The 15,359-nt window shown below is 50.3% G+C and carries 17 protein-coding genes, 1 tRNA gene, 1 pseudogene and 1 other annotated feature; of the genes and pseudogenes, 10 read left to right on the top strand and 9 right to left on the bottom strand.

All coding sequences use genetic code 11. The features are described 5' to 3' along the window. Window positions 1-46 precede the first annotated feature (46 nt). Window positions 47-131 (bottom strand) — tRNA-Leu (locus ESM_RS0104865). Window positions 132-326: 195 nt separating this feature from the next. Here ESM_RS0104865 and ESM_RS0104860 point away from each other — a divergent pair. Together ESM_RS0104860 and ESM_RS0104855 are read left to right on the top strand one after the other, a co-directional pair. Further along, a pseudogene (locus ESM_RS0104860) lies at window positions 327-554 on the top strand (alcohol dehydrogenase catalytic domain-containing protein); the annotation flags it as partial. Window positions 555-711: 157 nt separating this feature from the next. Further along, window positions 712-2,214 carry a helicase HerA-like C-terminal domain-containing protein gene (locus ESM_RS0104855; protein ID WP_001294846.1) on the top strand — a complete coding sequence of 501 codons (1,503 nt, stop codon included), beginning with the start codon at window positions 712-714 and terminating at the stop codon, window positions 2,212-2,214. Between the two features lie 150 nt (window positions 2,215-2,364). Here ESM_RS0104855 and lptG read toward each other — a convergent pair whose 3' ends face one another. The 3 genes from lptG to ytgA form a co-directional block, all read right to left on the bottom strand. Beyond that, window positions 2,365-3,447, bottom strand: a complete 1,083-nt coding sequence (lptG, locus tag ESM_RS0104850) for an LPS export ABC transporter permease LptG (RefSeq protein WP_001182249.1) — start codon at window positions 3,445-3,447, stop codon at window positions 2,365-2,367. Continuing rightward, entirely contained in the window at window positions 3,447-4,547 is a 1,101-nt protein-coding gene (gene lptF, locus ESM_RS0104845; protein ID WP_000584138.1) for an LPS export ABC transporter permease LptF, read from the bottom strand. The genes lptG and lptF overlap by 1 nt, the downstream gene beginning before the upstream one ends. Window positions 4,548-4,609: 62 nt before the next feature. Next, window positions 4,610-4,660, bottom strand: coding sequence for a protein YtgA (ytgA, locus tag ESM_RS1000000129035; protein WP_211180521.1), 51 nt, complete (start codon window positions 4,658-4,660; stop codon window positions 4,610-4,612). A gap of 153 nt (window positions 4,661-4,813) precedes the next feature. Here ytgA and pepA point away from each other — a divergent pair, with 153 nt between their 5' ends. The 4 genes from pepA (at window position 4,814) to pheA (ending at window position 8,336) form a co-directional block, all read left to right on the top strand. Next, window positions 4,814-6,325 (top strand): leucyl aminopeptidase, encoded by a 1,512-nt coding sequence (gene pepA, locus ESM_RS0104840; protein ID WP_000397162.1) that lies wholly within the window; start codon window positions 4,814-4,816, stop codon window positions 6,323-6,325. Between the two features lie 258 nt (window positions 6,326-6,583). Next, entirely contained in the window at window positions 6,584-6,925 is a 342-nt protein-coding gene (gene raiA / locus ESM_RS0104835; protein WP_000178461.1) for a ribosome-associated translation inhibitor RaiA, read from the top strand. Window positions 6,926-7,027: 102 nt separating this feature from the next. Then, window positions 7,028-7,153: a sequence feature (Phe leader region), on the top strand. Then, window positions 7,029-7,076: a pheA operon leader peptide PheL gene (gene pheL, locus ESM_RS1000000128315; RefSeq protein ID WP_101958059.1), complete on the top strand. Its 48-nt coding sequence runs from the start codon at window positions 7,029-7,031 to the stop codon at window positions 7,074-7,076. (Overlaps the previous feature by 48 nt.) A gap of 22 nt (window positions 7,154-7,175) precedes the next feature. Continuing rightward, window positions 7,176-8,336, top strand: coding sequence for a bifunctional chorismate mutase/prephenate dehydratase (gene pheA / locus ESM_RS0104830; RefSeq protein ID WP_000200142.1), 1,161 nt, complete (start codon window positions 7,176-7,178; stop codon window positions 8,334-8,336). A 44-nt stretch (window positions 8,337-8,380) separates the two neighbouring features. On the opposite strand, the gene tyrA is transcribed toward pheA, so the two are convergent. Continuing rightward, window positions 8,381-9,502 carry a bifunctional chorismate mutase/prephenate dehydrogenase gene (gene tyrA / locus ESM_RS0104825; RefSeq protein ID WP_000225243.1) on the bottom strand — a complete coding sequence of 374 codons (1,122 nt, stop codon included), beginning with the start codon at window positions 9,500-9,502 and terminating at the stop codon, window positions 8,381-8,383. A gap of 10 nt (window positions 9,503-9,512) precedes the next feature. Beyond that, entirely contained in the window at window positions 9,513-10,583 is a 1,071-nt protein-coding gene (aroF, locus tag ESM_RS0104820) for a 3-deoxy-7-phosphoheptulonate synthase AroF (RefSeq protein WP_001168033.1), read from the bottom strand. A gap of 208 nt (window positions 10,584-10,791) precedes the next feature. On the opposite strand from aroF, the gene ESM_RS0104815 reads away from it, so the two are divergent. From ESM_RS0104815 to ESM_RS0104800, 4 genes are all read left to right on the top strand, one after another. Continuing rightward, window positions 10,792-11,157, top strand: a complete 366-nt coding sequence (locus tag ESM_RS0104815; protein ID WP_000976009.1) for a DUF2799 domain-containing protein — start codon at window positions 10,792-10,794, stop codon at window positions 11,155-11,157. A gap of 152 nt (window positions 11,158-11,309) precedes the next feature. Then, window positions 11,310-11,828 carry a YfiR family protein gene (locus ESM_RS0104810; RefSeq protein ID WP_001212412.1) on the top strand — a complete coding sequence of 173 codons (519 nt, stop codon included), beginning with the start codon at window positions 11,310-11,312 and terminating at the stop codon, window positions 11,826-11,828. After that, window positions 11,818-13,044, top strand: a complete 1,227-nt coding sequence (gene dgcN, locus ESM_RS0104805) for a diguanylate cyclase DgcN (RefSeq protein WP_000971914.1) — start codon at window positions 11,818-11,820, stop codon at window positions 13,042-13,044. Before ESM_RS0104810 ends, dgcN begins: the two co-directional genes overlap by 11 nt. A gap of 15 nt (window positions 13,045-13,059) precedes the next feature. Continuing rightward, entirely contained in the window at window positions 13,060-13,542 is a 483-nt protein-coding gene (locus ESM_RS0104800) for an OmpA family protein (protein ID WP_000595358.1), read from the top strand. A 76-nt stretch (window positions 13,543-13,618) separates the two neighbouring features. On the opposite strand, the gene rplS is transcribed toward ESM_RS0104800, so the two are convergent. The 3 genes from rplS to rimM are packed head-to-tail and all read right to left on the bottom strand — an operon-like array spanning window position 13,619 to window position 15,354. Next, a complete protein-coding gene (gene rplS / locus ESM_RS0104795; protein WP_000065253.1) occupies window positions 13,619-13,966 on the bottom strand; it encodes a 50S ribosomal protein L19 in 348 nt (115 codons plus the stop codon). Window positions 13,967-14,007: 41 nt separating this feature from the next. Further along, entirely contained in the window at window positions 14,008-14,775 is a 768-nt protein-coding gene (trmD, locus tag ESM_RS0104790) for a tRNA (guanosine(37)-N1)-methyltransferase TrmD (RefSeq protein ID WP_000264785.1), read from the bottom strand. A gap of 30 nt (window positions 14,776-14,805) precedes the next feature. Continuing rightward, window positions 14,806-15,354: a ribosome maturation factor RimM gene (rimM, locus tag ESM_RS0104785; protein ID WP_000043335.1), complete on the bottom strand. Its 549-nt coding sequence runs from the start codon at window positions 15,352-15,354 to the stop codon at window positions 14,806-14,808. Window positions 15,355-15,359 lie beyond the last annotated feature (5 nt).

Here is a 15,359-nt window from a genome sequence, read left to right as displayed (position 1 = left end):
TTTAAAAGGATATTTTGACTTTCTCGGATGATCTTGGAAGTACTAATGGTGCCGAAGGCCGGACTCGAACCGGCACGTATTTCTACGGTTGATTTTGAATCAACTGCGTCTACCGATTTCGCCACTTCGGCACTGAAGAGGTATGCGGAAAACGTTGTGGATTATACCTGTCACGCGCCGCCATGCAAGCGTCAGCTTGCACCCACCTTGCTAAGTGCTGAAAATTTCAGCACCATTCTCAGTAATGTGTAACCTTTGTCACACTCCAGGCCTCCCGCCCGACCATACTCTACACTTCCCGGGCAATACCAGAGAAGGGCAAAAGCATGTCGATGATAAAAAGCTATGCTGCAAAAGAGGCTGGCGGGGAACTGGAGCTCTATGAGTACGATCCCGGTGAACTGAAGCCACAAGACGGCGAAGTACAGGTGGATTACTGCGGGATTTGCCATTCTGGCCTGTCGATGCTCGACAACAAGTGGGGATTCTCACAGTACCCACTGGTTGCCTGTCATGAAGTGATTGGTCGCGTGGTTGCGCTGGGTAGCGCCGCGTAAGATAAAGGTTTGCAAATCAGTCAGCGTGTCGACCTCTGATCGCTCTGCCGGGTCACTTCTACCGGCCTTTAAGATATCTCGCAATCGGCTGAATTTAGTGGTGAAAAGCGCTCAACCGTGTCTATACTCCAGGCAGGGAACTGGAGGAAATCTCATGAGCGAACCGCGTTTAATTGCCCGCACGCCGGACACAGAACTGTTTTTACTACCCGCTATGGCTAACCGTCACGGACTGATTACTGGCGCAACAGGGACAGGTAAAACTGTCACGCTGCAAAAACTGGCGGAATCTCTGTCAGAAATCGGCGTTCCGGTATTTATGGCCGATGTAAAAGGTGATTTGACCGGGGTTGCGGCAGAAGGTACTACCTCGGAAAAACTGCTCGCTCGGTTGAAAAATATCGGCGTCAACGACTGGCAGCCACATGCGAATCCAGTCGTTGTGTGGGATATTTTTGGTGAGAAAGGTCATCCAGTACGGGCAACGGTCTCGGATCTGGGGCCGCTGTTGCTTGCACGGCTGTTAAATCTCAACGACGTGCAATCCGGCGTGCTGAATATCATCTTCCGTATTGCCGACGATCAGGGACTATTGTTACTCGACTTTAAAGATCTCCGGGCGATTACCCAATATATCGGTGATAACGCCAAATCATTCCAGAATCAGTACGGTAATATCAGTAGCGCATCGGTTGGCGCCATCCAGCGCGGATTACTGACACTGGAACAGCAAGGGGCGACGCATTTCTTTGGTGAGCCAATGCTGGATATCAAAGACTGGATGCGTACCGATGCCAACGGTAAAGGTGTTATCAATATTCTTAGCGCCGAAAAGCTCTACCAGATGCCAAAACTGTACGCCGCCAGCCTGCTGTGGATGCTTTCTGAGTTGTATGAGCAACTGCCAGAAGCAGGCGATTTGGATAAACCGAAACTGGTATTTTTCTTCGACGAAGCGCATCTGCTGTTCAACGATGCACCGCAGGTGTTGCTGGATAAGATTGAACAGGTAATAAGACTTATCCGCTCGAAAGGTGTGGGCGTCTGGTTTGTTTCGCAAAACCCGTCTGATATCCCTGACAACGTGCTTGGGCAGTTGGGAAATCGCGTTCAGCACGCTCTGCGCGCCTTCACGCCGAAAGACCAGAAAGCGGTGAAGACGGCGGCGCAAACCATGCGTCCCAATCCGGCATTTGATACGGAAAAGGCGATTCAGGAACTAGGAACCGGCGAAGCGTTGATCTCTTTTCTGGATGCGAAAGGAAGTCCTTCTGTGGTAGAGCGTGCGATGGTGATCGCGCCTTGTTCACGGATGGGGCCGGTAACGGAAGATGAGCGTAACGGCCTGATTAATCACTCTCCGGTGTATGGCAAGTATGAAGATGACGTGGACCGGGAATCCGCCTATGAGATGCTGCAAAAAGGTGTGCAGGCCAGTACCGAACAGCAAAATAACCCTCCTGCCAAAGGGAAAGAGATAAGTGAAGATGACGGTATTCTGGGTGGGTTGAAGGATATTTTGTTTGGCACTACCGGACCGCGCGGCGGGAAGAAAGATGGCGTGGTACAGACTATGGCGAAAAGCGCCGCCCGTCAGGTGACGAACCAGATTATACGCGGGGTGCTGGGGAGTTTGCTGGGGGGAAGAAGAAGGTAAGTCAGGTGCGATTTATCTTCGCCTGATGCGACGCTGGCGCGTCTTATCAGGCCTACGCCACTGCAATATATTGATTTTTCAGGCATGAACGAAACACACTTTGCTGACAATAATAAAGGGAGCTTATGCTCCCTTTATTCGTTCATCAAGTTACGATTTTCTCATTAACAGCCACAGGCTGATTAAGAAGAAGCTGGCGCTTGGCAACAGTGCGCCGATGATCGGCGGGATACCGTAAACCAGCGTCAGTGGGCCGAAGATCTGATCCAGCACGTAGAACACAAAGCCGAAGCTGATACCGGTGACCACCCGTACCCCCATCGGCACGCTGCGCAGTGGACCGAAGATGAACGACAGCGCCATCAACATCATCACCGCGACAGAAAGCGGCTGGAAGATTTTGCTCCACATATTGAGCTGATAACGTCCGGCGTCCTGGCCACTCGACTTCAGATACTTCACGTAGTTGTGTAAACCACTAATGGAGAGGGCATCCGGATCCAGCGCTACAACGCCCAGTTTGTCCGGCGTGAGGTTGGTTTTCCAGGTACCGCTCACAGTCTGCGAACCGGTTATCTGTTTGGGATTGGTCAGGTCAGATTCATCAACCTGCGAGAGACGCCAGACTTTATGTTCCGGGTCAAACTTCGCGGAAGCAGCATAGCGAACGGATTGCAGACGACGATTCTCGTTGAAGGCATAAATACTGATGCCACCTAACTCTTCATCGCCTTTTACTCGTTCGATATAGACAAAGTTGTCGCCATCTTTCGCCCATAAACCTTGCTGGGTAGAGAGCAACGAGCCGCCGTACATCGCCTGCGCACGGTAGTTACGCGCCATCTGTTCGCCCTGCGGCGCGACCCACTCGCCAATCGCCATGGTCAACAAGACCAGTGGAATGGCGGTTTTCATCACTGACAGCGCCACCTGCATACGGGTAAAACCAGAAGCCTGCATCACCACCAGTTCGCTGCGTTGTGCCAGCATCCCCAGTCCGAGCAACGCGCCCAGCAAGGCCGCCATCGGGAAGAAGATTTGCACATCTTTCGGCACGCTCAGCAGGGTATACATCCCCGCGCCTAACGCGTCGTAGCTCCCCTGCCCGGCTTTTTTCAACTGATCGACAAACTTGATAATGCCGGAAAGCGACACCAGCATGAACAGCGTCATCATGATGGTGGTGAAAATAGTTTTACCGATATAGCGGTCAAGTACACCAAAGGGTTGCATTATACCGCTCCTTTACGCGTAAAACTGGCGCGCAGACGGCGGACCGGCACCGTATCCCAAAGGTTGAGAACAATCGCCAAAGCCAGATAAATCAGGTTTACGGTCCACATCCACAGCGTCGGGTCCAACTTACCTTTACCGCCGTTCGATTTCAGCGAGGTCTGGATCAGGAAGAAAAGCAGATACAGCAACATGGCCGGTAGCATCGACAGGACACGCCCCTGACGCGGGTTAACCACGCTCAGAGGCACAACCATGAGCGCCATCATAAACACGGTGAATACCAGAGTGATACGCCAGTTCAGTTCCGCGCGGGCACGATCGGTGTCAGTGTTCCACAATGTGCGCATGTCCATCTGGTCAGTATCGTTCGGGTCCAGCGCTACCGCCTGATGACCGATGATCGCCTGATAATCCTGGAAGTCCGTAATGCGGAAATCACGCAGCAGTGCAGTGCCTTCGAAGCGCGTTCCCTGATTGAGGGTCACGACCTGAGAGCCATCTCGCAACTGAGTTAAATGTCCGGAATCGGCCACCACCACGGAAGGACGCGCATTACCTTTTGGTCGAATTTGCGCGAGGAACACATCTTTGAAATCGCTACCGTCAACACTTTCGATGAACAGCACCGAGCTGCCATTCGTCGCTTGCTGGAACTGACCTTGCGCCAGCGCCGCCATGCCGGGGTTAGCTTTCGCTTCCGCTAACACTTCATCCTGATGGCGCGATGACCACGGTCCTGCCCACATAACGTTAACCGCCGCGACAATCGCCGTGAATACCGCGAGAACCATCGCCGCTTTGACCAAAACCGCTTTGCTCAGGCCACAGGCATGCATTACCGTAATTTCACTTTCGGTATACAGTTTACCCAACGTCATCAGCAGCCCGAGGAACAGGCTTAATGGCAGGATAAGCTGCGCCATTTCCGGCACGCCCAACCCAAGAAGGGAGAGCACCAGGTTCGCCGGAATGTCGCCGTCAACCGCCGCGCCGAGGATCCTCACTAACTTTTGACAGAAGAAGATCAAAAGCAAGATGAAGAGTATCGCCAACTGGCTTTTGAGCGTCTCCCGAACCAGATATCTTATGATTATCACTTTAAATACGCCCGTAAAAACTCGTCTTTTGCAGGATTTTAGCTTGTTTCATGGCTTAAACGTCATTTATTCTCTTGAGTCGTCGAAATCGTCGCTAAGATAATTATACTCAACGGATTCGCCCCTCAGATTTTGTTCTGACGTGCCAATGCCGTAATAACGTTAAGATTAACACGAAGTCATCGCAACAGCGGACATGAGTTACGAAAGCTTGCAATTCTATCTGTAGCCACCGCCGTTGTCTTTAAGATTCAGGAGCGTAGTGCATGGAGTTTAGTGTAAAAAGCGGTAGCCCGGAGAAACAGCGGAGTGCCTGCATCGTCGTGGGCGTCTTCGAACCACGTCGCCTTTCTCCGATTGCAGAACAGCTCGATAAGATCAGTGATGGGTACATCAGCGCCCTGCTACGCCGGGGCGAACTGGAAGGAAAACCGGGGCAGACCCTGTTGCTGCACCATGTGCCAAATGTGCTCTCCGAGCGCATCCTCCTTATTGGTTGTGGCAAAGAACGTGAGCTGGATGAGCGCCAGTATAAGCAGGTTATTCAGAAAACCATTAATACACTGAATGATACTGGCTCAATGGAAGCGGTCTGCTTCCTGACTGAACTGCACGTCAAAGGCCGCAATAACTACTGGAAAGTGCGTCAGGCTGTCGAGACGGCAAAAGAGACGCTATACAGTTTTGATCAACTAAAAACGAATAAGACCGAGCCGCGTCGTCCGCTGCGTAAAATGGTGTTCAACGTACCGACTCGCCGTGAACTTACCAGTGGTGAGCGTGCGATCCAGCACGGTCTGGCGATTGCCGCAGGGATCAAAGCGGCGAAAGATCTCGGCAATATGCCGCCAAATATCTGTAACGCCGCCTACCTCGCCTCCCAGGCACGCCAGTTGGCTGACAGCTACAGCAAAAATGTCATCACCCGCGTTATCGGTGAACAGCAGATGAAAGAGCTGGGGATGCACTCCTATCTGGCGGTTGGTCAGGGTTCGCAGAACGAATCGCTGATGTCGGTGATTGAGTACAAAGGCAACGCGTCGGAAGATGCGCGCCCAATCGTGCTGGTCGGTAAAGGCTTAACCTTCGACTCCGGCGGTATCTCGATCAAGCCTTCCGAAGGCATGGATGAGATGAAGTACGATATGTGCGGCGCGGCGGCAGTTTACGGCGTGATGCGTATGGTCGCGGAGCTGCAACTGCCGATTAATGTTATCGGCGTGCTGGCAGGCTGCGAAAACATGCCTGGCGGTCGTGCCTATCGTCCGGGCGATGTGTTAACCACCATGTCCGGTCAAACCGTTGAAGTGCTGAATACCGACGCTGAAGGCCGTCTGGTGCTGTGCGATGTGTTAACTTATGTTGAGCGTTTTGAGCCAGAGGCGGTGATTGACGTGGCGACGTTGACGGGTGCTTGTGTGATCGCGCTGGGCCATCATATCACTGGCCTGATGGCGAACCACAACCCGCTGGCTCATGAGCTGATTGCCGCGTCTGAACAGTCGGGCGACCGCGCATGGCGTTTACCGCTGGGTGACGAGTACCAGGAACAGTTGGAGTCCAATTTTGCCGATATGGCGAACATTGGCGGGCGTCCTGGCGGGGCGATTACCGCAGGCTGTTTCCTGTCGCGCTTTACGCGTAAGTACAACTGGGCACACCTGGATATCGCGGGTACTGCGTGGCGTTCTGGTAAAGCAAAAGGCGCAACCGGCCGTCCGGTGGCGTTGCTGGCACAGTTCCTGTTGAACCGCGCCGGGTTTAACGGCGAAGAGTGATTGCATCAAGAATTACCTTGAGCTGCCGTTTTTTTATTCTGTAACGCGTGTAACTGAAGCGATTTAGTCGCGATCGATCTCATCAAATATGGCTCGCTTTGAGACATTCCTCAAGTAAAAAAACACTTCTTCCTGCGATTTCTCACAAAAAAACTTCGTTGACAAAAAGTGACAAAATTATGAGATTTCCATCACACATTTTGACATCAGGAACGGTATGCTGAATTCACCAAGACGGGAAGACAAGAGGTAAAATTTATGACAATGAACATTACCAGTAAACAAATGGAAATTACTCCGGCCATCCGCCAACATGTCGAAGACCGTCTCGCCAAACTGGAAAAATGGCAAACACATCTGATTAATCCACATATCATTCTGTCCAAAGAGCCACAAGGGTTCGTTGCTGACGCCACTATCAATACACCTAACGGCGTTCTTGTTGCCAGTGGTAAACATGAAGATATGTACACCGCAATTAACGAATTGATCAACAAGCTGGAACGGCAGCTCAATAAACTGCAGCACAAAGGCGAAGCACGTCGTGCCGCAACATCGGTGAAAGACGCCAACTTTGTCGAAGAAGTTGAAGAAGAGTAGTCCTTTATATTGAGTGTATCGCCAACGCGCCTTCGGGCGCGTTTTTTGTTGACAGCGTGAAAACAGTGCGGGTACTGTACTGAAGTCGCTTAAGGAAACAAATATGAAACACACTCTGTTCTTCTTCGCATTCTTTTTTACCTTCCCCTGAATGGGAGGCGTTTCGTCGTGTGAAACAGAATGCGAAGACGAACAATAAGGCCTCCCAAACCGGGGGGCCTTTTTTATTGATAACAAAAAAGGCAACACTATGACATCGGAAAACCCGTTACTGGCGCTGCGTGAGAAAATCAGCTCGCTGGATGAAAAATTACTGGCGCTACTGGCAGAGCGGCGCGAACTTGCTGTCGAGGTGGGAAAAGCCAAACTGCTCTCTCATCGCCCGGTACGAGATATCGATCGTGAACGCGATTTACTGGAAAAACTGATTACACTCGGTAAAACGCACCATCTGGATGCGCACTACATTACCCGTCTGTTCCAGCTTATCATTGAAGATTCCGTATTGACCCAGCAGGCACTGCTCCAGCAGCATCTCAATAAAATTAATCCGCACTCTGCCCGCATTGCTTTTCTTGGCCCGAAAGGTTCCTACTCACACCTTGCCGCCCGTCAGTATGCTGCCCGTCACTTCGAGCAATTTATTGAAAGTGGTTGTGCCAAATTTGCTGATATTTTTAATCAGGTGGAAACAGGTCAGGCCGACTATGCCGTCGTACCGATTGAAAATACCAGCTCCGGTGCCATTAACGATGTCTACGATCTGCTGCAACATACCAGCTTATCGATTGTTGGCGAGATGACGCTGACCATTGACCACTGCCTGCTGGTTTCTGGTACTACAGATTTATCCACCATCAACACGGTCTACAGCCATCCGCAGCCATTCCAGCAATGCAGTAAATTCCTTAATCGCTATCCGCACTGGAAGATTGAATATACCGAAAGTACGTCCGCGGCGATGGAAAAGGTTGCACAGGCAAAATCACCGCATGTTGCTGCATTGGGGAGCGAGGCAGGCGGCACTTTGTACGGCTTACAGGTGTTGGAGAGCATTGAGGCAAATCAGCGACAAAACTTCACCCGATTTGTCGTGCTGGCGCGTAAAGCCATTAACGTTTCAGACCAGGTTCCGGCAAAAACCACGCTGTTAATGGCCACCGGACAACAAGCCGGTGCACTGGTTGAAGCACTGCTGGTGCTGCGCAATCATAATCTGATCATGACCCGTCTGGAATCACGTCCGATTCACGGTAATCCGTGGGAAGAGATGTTTTATCTGGATATTCAGGCCAACCTTGAATCAGCAGAAATGCAAAAAGCATTGAAAGAGTTAGGTGAAATCACCCGTTCGATGAAGGTGTTGGGCTGTTACCCAAGCGAGAATGTGGTGCCTGTCGATCCTGCATGATGAAGCCGTGCCGGATGTGATACGTATCACCCGGCACAAAATTATTACTGCCGGTTGTCGTTTGCCTGACGCAATAACACACGGCTTTCACTCTGGAAGCGTTGCGCGTAATCACCGAACCAGTGCTCAACCTTGCGGAAACTGTCAATAAACGCCTGCTTATCGCCCTGCTCCAGCAACTCAATCGCCTCGCCAAAACGTTTATAGTAACGTTTGATCAGCGCCAGATTACGTTCTGACGACATGATGATGTCGGCATAAAGCTGCGGATCCTGGGCAAACAGTCGCCCGACCATCGCCAGTTCAAGGCGATAAATGGGCGAAGAGAGCGCCAGAAGTTGCTCAAGCTGAACATTTTCTTCTGCCAGATGCAGGCCATAAGCAAAAGTAGCAAAGTGGCGCAACGCCTGGATAAACGCCATATTCTGATCGTGCTCCACGGCGCTAATGCGATGTAACCGTGCGCCCCAGACCTGAATTTGCTCCAGAAACCATTGATACGCTTCCGGCTGGCGGCCATCACACCAGACAACGACCTGTTTCGCCAGGCTACCGCTGTCCGGGCCGAACATCGGGTGTAGCCCCAGCACCGGACCATCATGCGCCGCCAGCATGGCCTGCAACGGTCCATTTTTCACCGATGCCAGATCAACCAGAATACAGTCTTGCGGTAAACGCGGCAATTTTCCTATGACCTGCTCAGTAACATGAATCGGCACACTAACAATCACCATTCCGGCATCGGCAACAATCTCAGCCGCACGTTCCCAATCATGTTGTTCAAGGATCCGCACCTGATAACCCGAGAGTGTCAGCATCTTCTCGAACAATCGCCCCATCTGACCGCCACCGCCGACGATAACCACCGGGCGCAACGTAGGACAAAGCGTTTTAAAGCCTTTGTCGTTCTCGCTGGAGTAAGATTCACGCATCACCCGACGCAGGATGTCTTCAATGAGATCCGGCGGCACTCCGAGAGCTTCAGCCTCGGCGCGCCGCGAGGCCAGCATGGATGCCTCACGCTCCGGAACATAAATAGGCAACCCAAAACGGCTCTTCACCTCTCCGACTTCGGCAACCAGTTCCAGACGCTTCGCTAATAAATTCAGCAGCTCTTTATCGACTTCATCAATTTGATCGCGTAATGCGGTCAACTCAGCAACCATAATAAACCTCTTAAGCCACGCGTGCCGTCAACTGTCCGTTGAGATCATGATGAATCTCACGCAGCAAGGCATCTGTCATTTCCCAGCTAATGCAGGCATCGGTAACGGATACACCGTATTTCATTGCGCTGCGCGGTTGCTCGGAAGACTGATTGCCTTCGTGGATATTACTTTCGATCATCAGACCAATAATTGAGCGATTGCCATCTTTGATTTGGGCAACCACGGACTCTGCTACCGCAGGTTGGCGGCGATAATCTTTATTGGAATTACCGTGGCTGCAATCTACCATCAGTGAGGGACGCAGTCCCGCCTGTTCCATCTCTTTTTCACATTGCGCAATATCCGCAGGGCTATAATTCGGTGCTTTGCCGCCTCGCAGGATCACATGTCCGTCCGGATTACCTTGCGTTTGTAGCAACGCAACCTGCCCTGCCTGGTTAATACCGACAAAACGGTGTGGCTGGGCGGCAGCTCGCATGGCGTTAATTGCCGTTGCCAGACTGCCATCGGTGCCGTTTTTAAAACCAACCGGCATAGACAGGCCAGATGCCATTTCACGGTGTGTTTGCGATTCTGTGGTGCGAGCACCAATTGCAGACCAGCTAAACAGATCACCAAGATATTGCGGGCTGTTTGGATCTAACGCCTCCGTCGCCAACGGCAGCCCCATGTTCACCAGTTCAAGCAGCAACTTACGCGCAATTTGCAGCCCGGCTTCTACGTCAAAAGAGCCATCCATATGTGGATCGTTAATTAACCCTTTCCAGCCGACAGTAGTACGGGGTTTTTCAAAATAGACGCGCATCACCAGATAGAGGTTATCGCTGACCTCTTCGGCAAGAGCTTTAAATCGACGAGCATATTCCAGAGCCGTTTCAGGATCATGAATGGAACAAGGACCACACACTACCAGCAGACGAGGATCGCGCCCGGCGATAATATCTGAAATGGTTTTACGCGAATCGGCAATCTTGGCTTCTTGTTGCAGGCTTAATGGAAAAGCGGCCTTCAATTGTTCCGGGGTCATCAGAACCTGTTCATCGGTAATGTGTACGTTATTCAGCGCGTCTTTTTGCATGATGGTGATCCTGTTTATGCTCGTTTGCGATAGTTGATCCTCAGCGAGGATGACGTAACGATAACACAACAAGTAAAGATTTCAATCCAAATTTCGTAAATAATAGTTTACACATGCAGTTTTAATGCTTCTGATACAATTAATTTCGTAAAAATAAATTTACACCACTATCAAAAACAATCCGCTATGCTTTGAAAAAGGAGAAAAAATGATGAAAAAATTTATCGGTCCCCTGTTGGCCTTAGTGATTAGCGGTTGCCAGATTGATCCTTATACTCACGCGCCAACCTTGACCAGTACCGACTGGTATGACGTTGGTATGGAAGATGCTATATCAGGCGTTGCCATAAAAGACGACGATACATTTAACGATTCACCAACAGATCGGGTGGTATACCTTAAAGGATATGCCGAAGGACAAAAGAAAACCTGCCAGCCTGATTTTACTTACGCCAGAGGGCTATCTGGTAAAAGCTTTCCCGCCAGTTGTGACACGGTGGAAAATGCCAGTCAACTGCATGAAGTATGGCAAAAAGGAGCCGATGAAAATGCCAGCACGATACGATTGAATTAATTTAAACCCCATCAATAAATTAATCATAAGATTTAACTTATTTGAATTTTAATTCTCGTTTTGATGACGAGTGCATAAAATAATGATATTTTAATGAGCATCCTAAAGAAAATTTTCGATGCGTTTCGAGCAACGGTGGTGAGGATCCCTGAATGCGCTTTTCTCACCGACCGATCTTACTACTGCTCTTTCTCCTGGCAGGATCGCCATTACTCGCTCAGGGTGCTTCTGACGTTACAAAAAATGTACGTTTGGTGGTTTCCGGTATCGTCAGCTACACTCGCTGGCCTGCATTGACTGGCCCACCAAGGCTATGTATTTTTTCATCTTCACGTTTTAGCGCAGCCCTACAAGAGAACAACGCAACTTCTTTGCCTTATCTCCCCATCATCATTAACTCTAAACAAGAGGCACTGATTTCAAGTTGCGATGGCTTTTATTTTGGCAACGAGTCACCGACATTCCAGATAGAATTAATCGATGAATATCCGTCTAAGGCGTTATTATTAATAGCCGAACAAAATACCGAGTGCATTATTGGCAGCGCATTTTGCCTGATCATCAACAATAATAACGTCAGATTTGCCGTAAACCTGGATGCCTTATCGCGTAGTGGTGTAAAGGTCAACCCGGATGTCTTAATGCTCGCACGGAAGAAAAATGATGGGTAACGATAATTCTCTTAATAAGCGCCCCACGTTTAAAAGAGCATTACGCAATATCAGCATGACCAGCGTATTTATCACTATGACGCTGATCTGGCTGCTGCTTTCCGTGACATCGGTGCTGACCCTGAAACAATACGCGCAAAAAAACCTGGCACTCACCGCAGCGACAATGACTTACAGTCTGGAAGCGGCTGTCGTTTTTGCCGATGGTCCGGCAGCCACAGAAACGTTAGCCGCGCTGGGTCAGCAGGGCCAATTTTCAACCGCAGAAGTGCGAGATAACCAGCAAAACATTCTGGCATCCTGGCATTACACCAGTAAGGCTCCGGGCGAGACATTCAGTAATTTCATTAGCCACTGGCTCTTCCCCGCTCCCGTCATTCAGCCGATTCGCCATAATGGCAAAATCATTGGAGAAGTACAGTTAACCGCTCGCGACAACTCAATCAGTCATTTTATCTGGTTATCGCTGGCTGTTCTGACGGGCTGCATTCTGCTGGCATCAGGCATTGCAATCACCCTTACCCGCCATTTGCATAACGGACTGGTGGAAGCGCTAAAAAACATCACTGACGTCGTTCATGATGTGCGCTCCAACCGCAATTTTTCCCGCCGTGTTTCGGAAGAACGAATCGCAGAATTTCACCGCTTTGCTCTCGACTTCAATAGCTTGCTGGATGAAATGGAAGAGTGGCAGCTCCGTTTGCAGGCAAAAAATGCCCAGCTTCTACGTACCGCGCTACATGACCCATTAACCGGGCTGGCGAACCGCGCTGCATTCCGCAACTGCATCAATACGTTAATGAATGATTCTGCTGCTCGAGAAACCTCAGCTTTACTTTTTCTTGATGGCGATAATTTCAAATATATCAATGACACATGGGGGCACGCGACGGGCGATCAGGTCTTGATCGAGATAGCCATACGGTTAATGGAATTTAGCGGAAAACGACATCAGTCATACCGCATAGGAGGCGACGAGTTCGCCATGGTTCTGTCTGGCGTACTGTCAGAATATGAAGTGCAGCGTATCTGTGCAGATCTCACACAAACCTTTCATCGCCCATTCAATCTCCATAACGGTCATCAGGCCTGCATGACCTTAAGTATTGGATACGCCCTGACTCGTGAACACGATTCTGCCGAAAAATTACAAGAGCTGGCCGATCGTAATATGTATCAGGCCAAGCACCAGCGCGCCGAAACGCGGGTGAAATAACAAGGAAATATCTACATGATAAAGCAACTGGTAGCACCTCTGGTTTTCTCTTCTCTGATACTGGCAGGTTGCCAGGCTCCACAAGGCAAGTTTACCCCAGAGCAAGTCGCTGCTATGCAGTCTTATGGTTTTACTGAATCCGCCGGTGACTGGTCACTTGGCTTATCAGACACGATTCTGTTTGCTAAAAATGACTACAAACTACTTCCGGAAAGTCAGCAACAGATCCAAACCATGGCGGCGAAACTGGCTTCTACCGGGCTAACACATGCCCGTATGGATGGTCATACCGATAACTACGGTGAAGATAGCTACAATGAAGCCTTATCACTGAAGAGAGCGAATGTCGTCGCAGATGCCTGGGCTGAAGGTGGGCAAATTCCTCGCAGCAATCTATCTACTCAAGGCTTAGGGAAAAAATACCCCATCGCCAGCAACCAGACATCTCAGGGTCGGGCCGAGAACCGCCGCGTCGCTGTGGTGATAAGTGCGCCTTAAACTCAATTTCAGTAGATAAAAAAAGGGCCAGCCAATTGGCCAGCCCTTCTTAACAGGATGTCGCTTAAGCGAAATCTTAGTTAAGACGCTCTTTGATACGAGCAGCCTTACCAGTACGCTCACGCAGGTAGTACAGTTTAGCTTTACGAACAGCACCACGACGTTTGACAGAAATGCTGTCAACTACCGGAGAGTGAGTCTGGAAGACACGCTCAACGCCTTCGCCGTTGGAAATTTTACGAACAGTGAATGCAGAGTGCAGACCGCGGTTACGAATAGCGATAACCACGCCCTCGAATGCCTGCAGACGTTTTTTGGAACCTTCAACAACCCATACTTTCACTTCCACGGTATCACCCGGACGGAAGGAAGGTACGTCCTGCTTCATCTGCTCTTGTTCAAGTTGCTTAATAATGTTGCTCATAATTTAATCTCTTATCCTGGGTAAACTGATATCTCGGGGGCTTACGCCATCCCATCATGTTTATGTTGCTGTTGCGCGTGTTCGGTTTTGAACTCCGCCAGCAACCTTGCTTGCTCTTCAGTCAGAGCCAGGTTTTCCAGAAGTTCAGGTCTTCTAAGCCAGGTACGGCCCAGCGACTGTTTCAAACGCCAGCGACGTATCTCGGCATGGTTGCCCGACAGTAACACTGACGGAACTTCCATCCCTTCTAACACCTCAGGCCGCGTATAGTGCGGGCAATCCAGCAATCCTTCAGCAAAGGAATCTTCCGTTGCTGAGGCTTCATGTCCCAGTACCCCCGGAATAAACCGGGAGACAGAGTCAATCAACGTCATTGCTGGTAACTCACCACCACTCAGAACGTAATCCCCGATTGACCATTCTTCGTCAATTTCGGTTTGGATCACGCGCTCATCTATACCTTCGTAGCGACCGCACACCAGAATCAATTTTTGATTCGTTGCCAGTTCGCTGACGCCTGCTTGATCAAGCTTGCGCCCCTGCGGTGACAGATAGATCACCTTAGCGCCTTCACCCGCCGCGCTTTTTGCTGCATGAATGGCATCCCGTAAAGGTTGCACCATCATTAACATCCCCGGTCCGCCGCCGTAAGGACGATCGTCCACGGTACGGTGCCGGTCATGCGTGAAGTCACGAGGACTCCAGCTCTGGATGCTCAGCAGGCCATTTTTAACTGCCCGGCCAGTTACCCCGTAATCGGTAATTGCGCGGAACATTTCAGGAAACAGGCTAATTATGCCAATCCACATAGCGCCGTCTTTTACCGTTTATCCGGTGGTTTAAAAACCAGGATCCCAATCTACTTCGATTGAACGAGTAGTGAGATCGACTTTCTTGATAACCTGCCCATCGAGGAACGGTACGAGACGTTCCTTGATACCAAACGCATCTTTCAGGTTTGCCTTAATGACGAGAACGTCATTAGATCCGGTTTCCATCATGTCGACGACTTTACCGAGATCGTAGCCTTCAGTGGTCACTACCTGGCAGCCCATCAGGTCTTTCCAGTAGTAGTCACCCTCTTCAAGCTGAGGCAACTGCGAAGAATCTACGACAATTTCACAATTCGTCAGCAGGTTCGCCGCATCACGATCGTCAACGCCTTTCAGCTTGATGATCATGTCCTGATTGTGGTGCTTCCAGCTTTCCAACTGGACTTGCTGCCACTGACCCGCCTTCTGGATAAACCAGGGCTGATAGTCAAAAATGCTTTCGGCGTCTTCGGTGGAAGAAAACACTCTGAGCCACCCACGAATACCGTAAGACGAACCCATTTTTCCCAAAACGATGGGATCAACAGGTGCTTGCGCGGTGAGTTGTTTGCTCATCATGA

Source organism: Escherichia sp. TW09308 (genome assembly GCF_000208565.1).
GTDB classification, from domain to species: domain Bacteria; phylum Pseudomonadota; class Gammaproteobacteria; order Enterobacterales; family Enterobacteriaceae; genus Escherichia; species Escherichia marmotae.
Note: the sequence above shows the minus strand (reverse complement) of the source record. Positions and strands in the feature narration are given on the sequence as shown.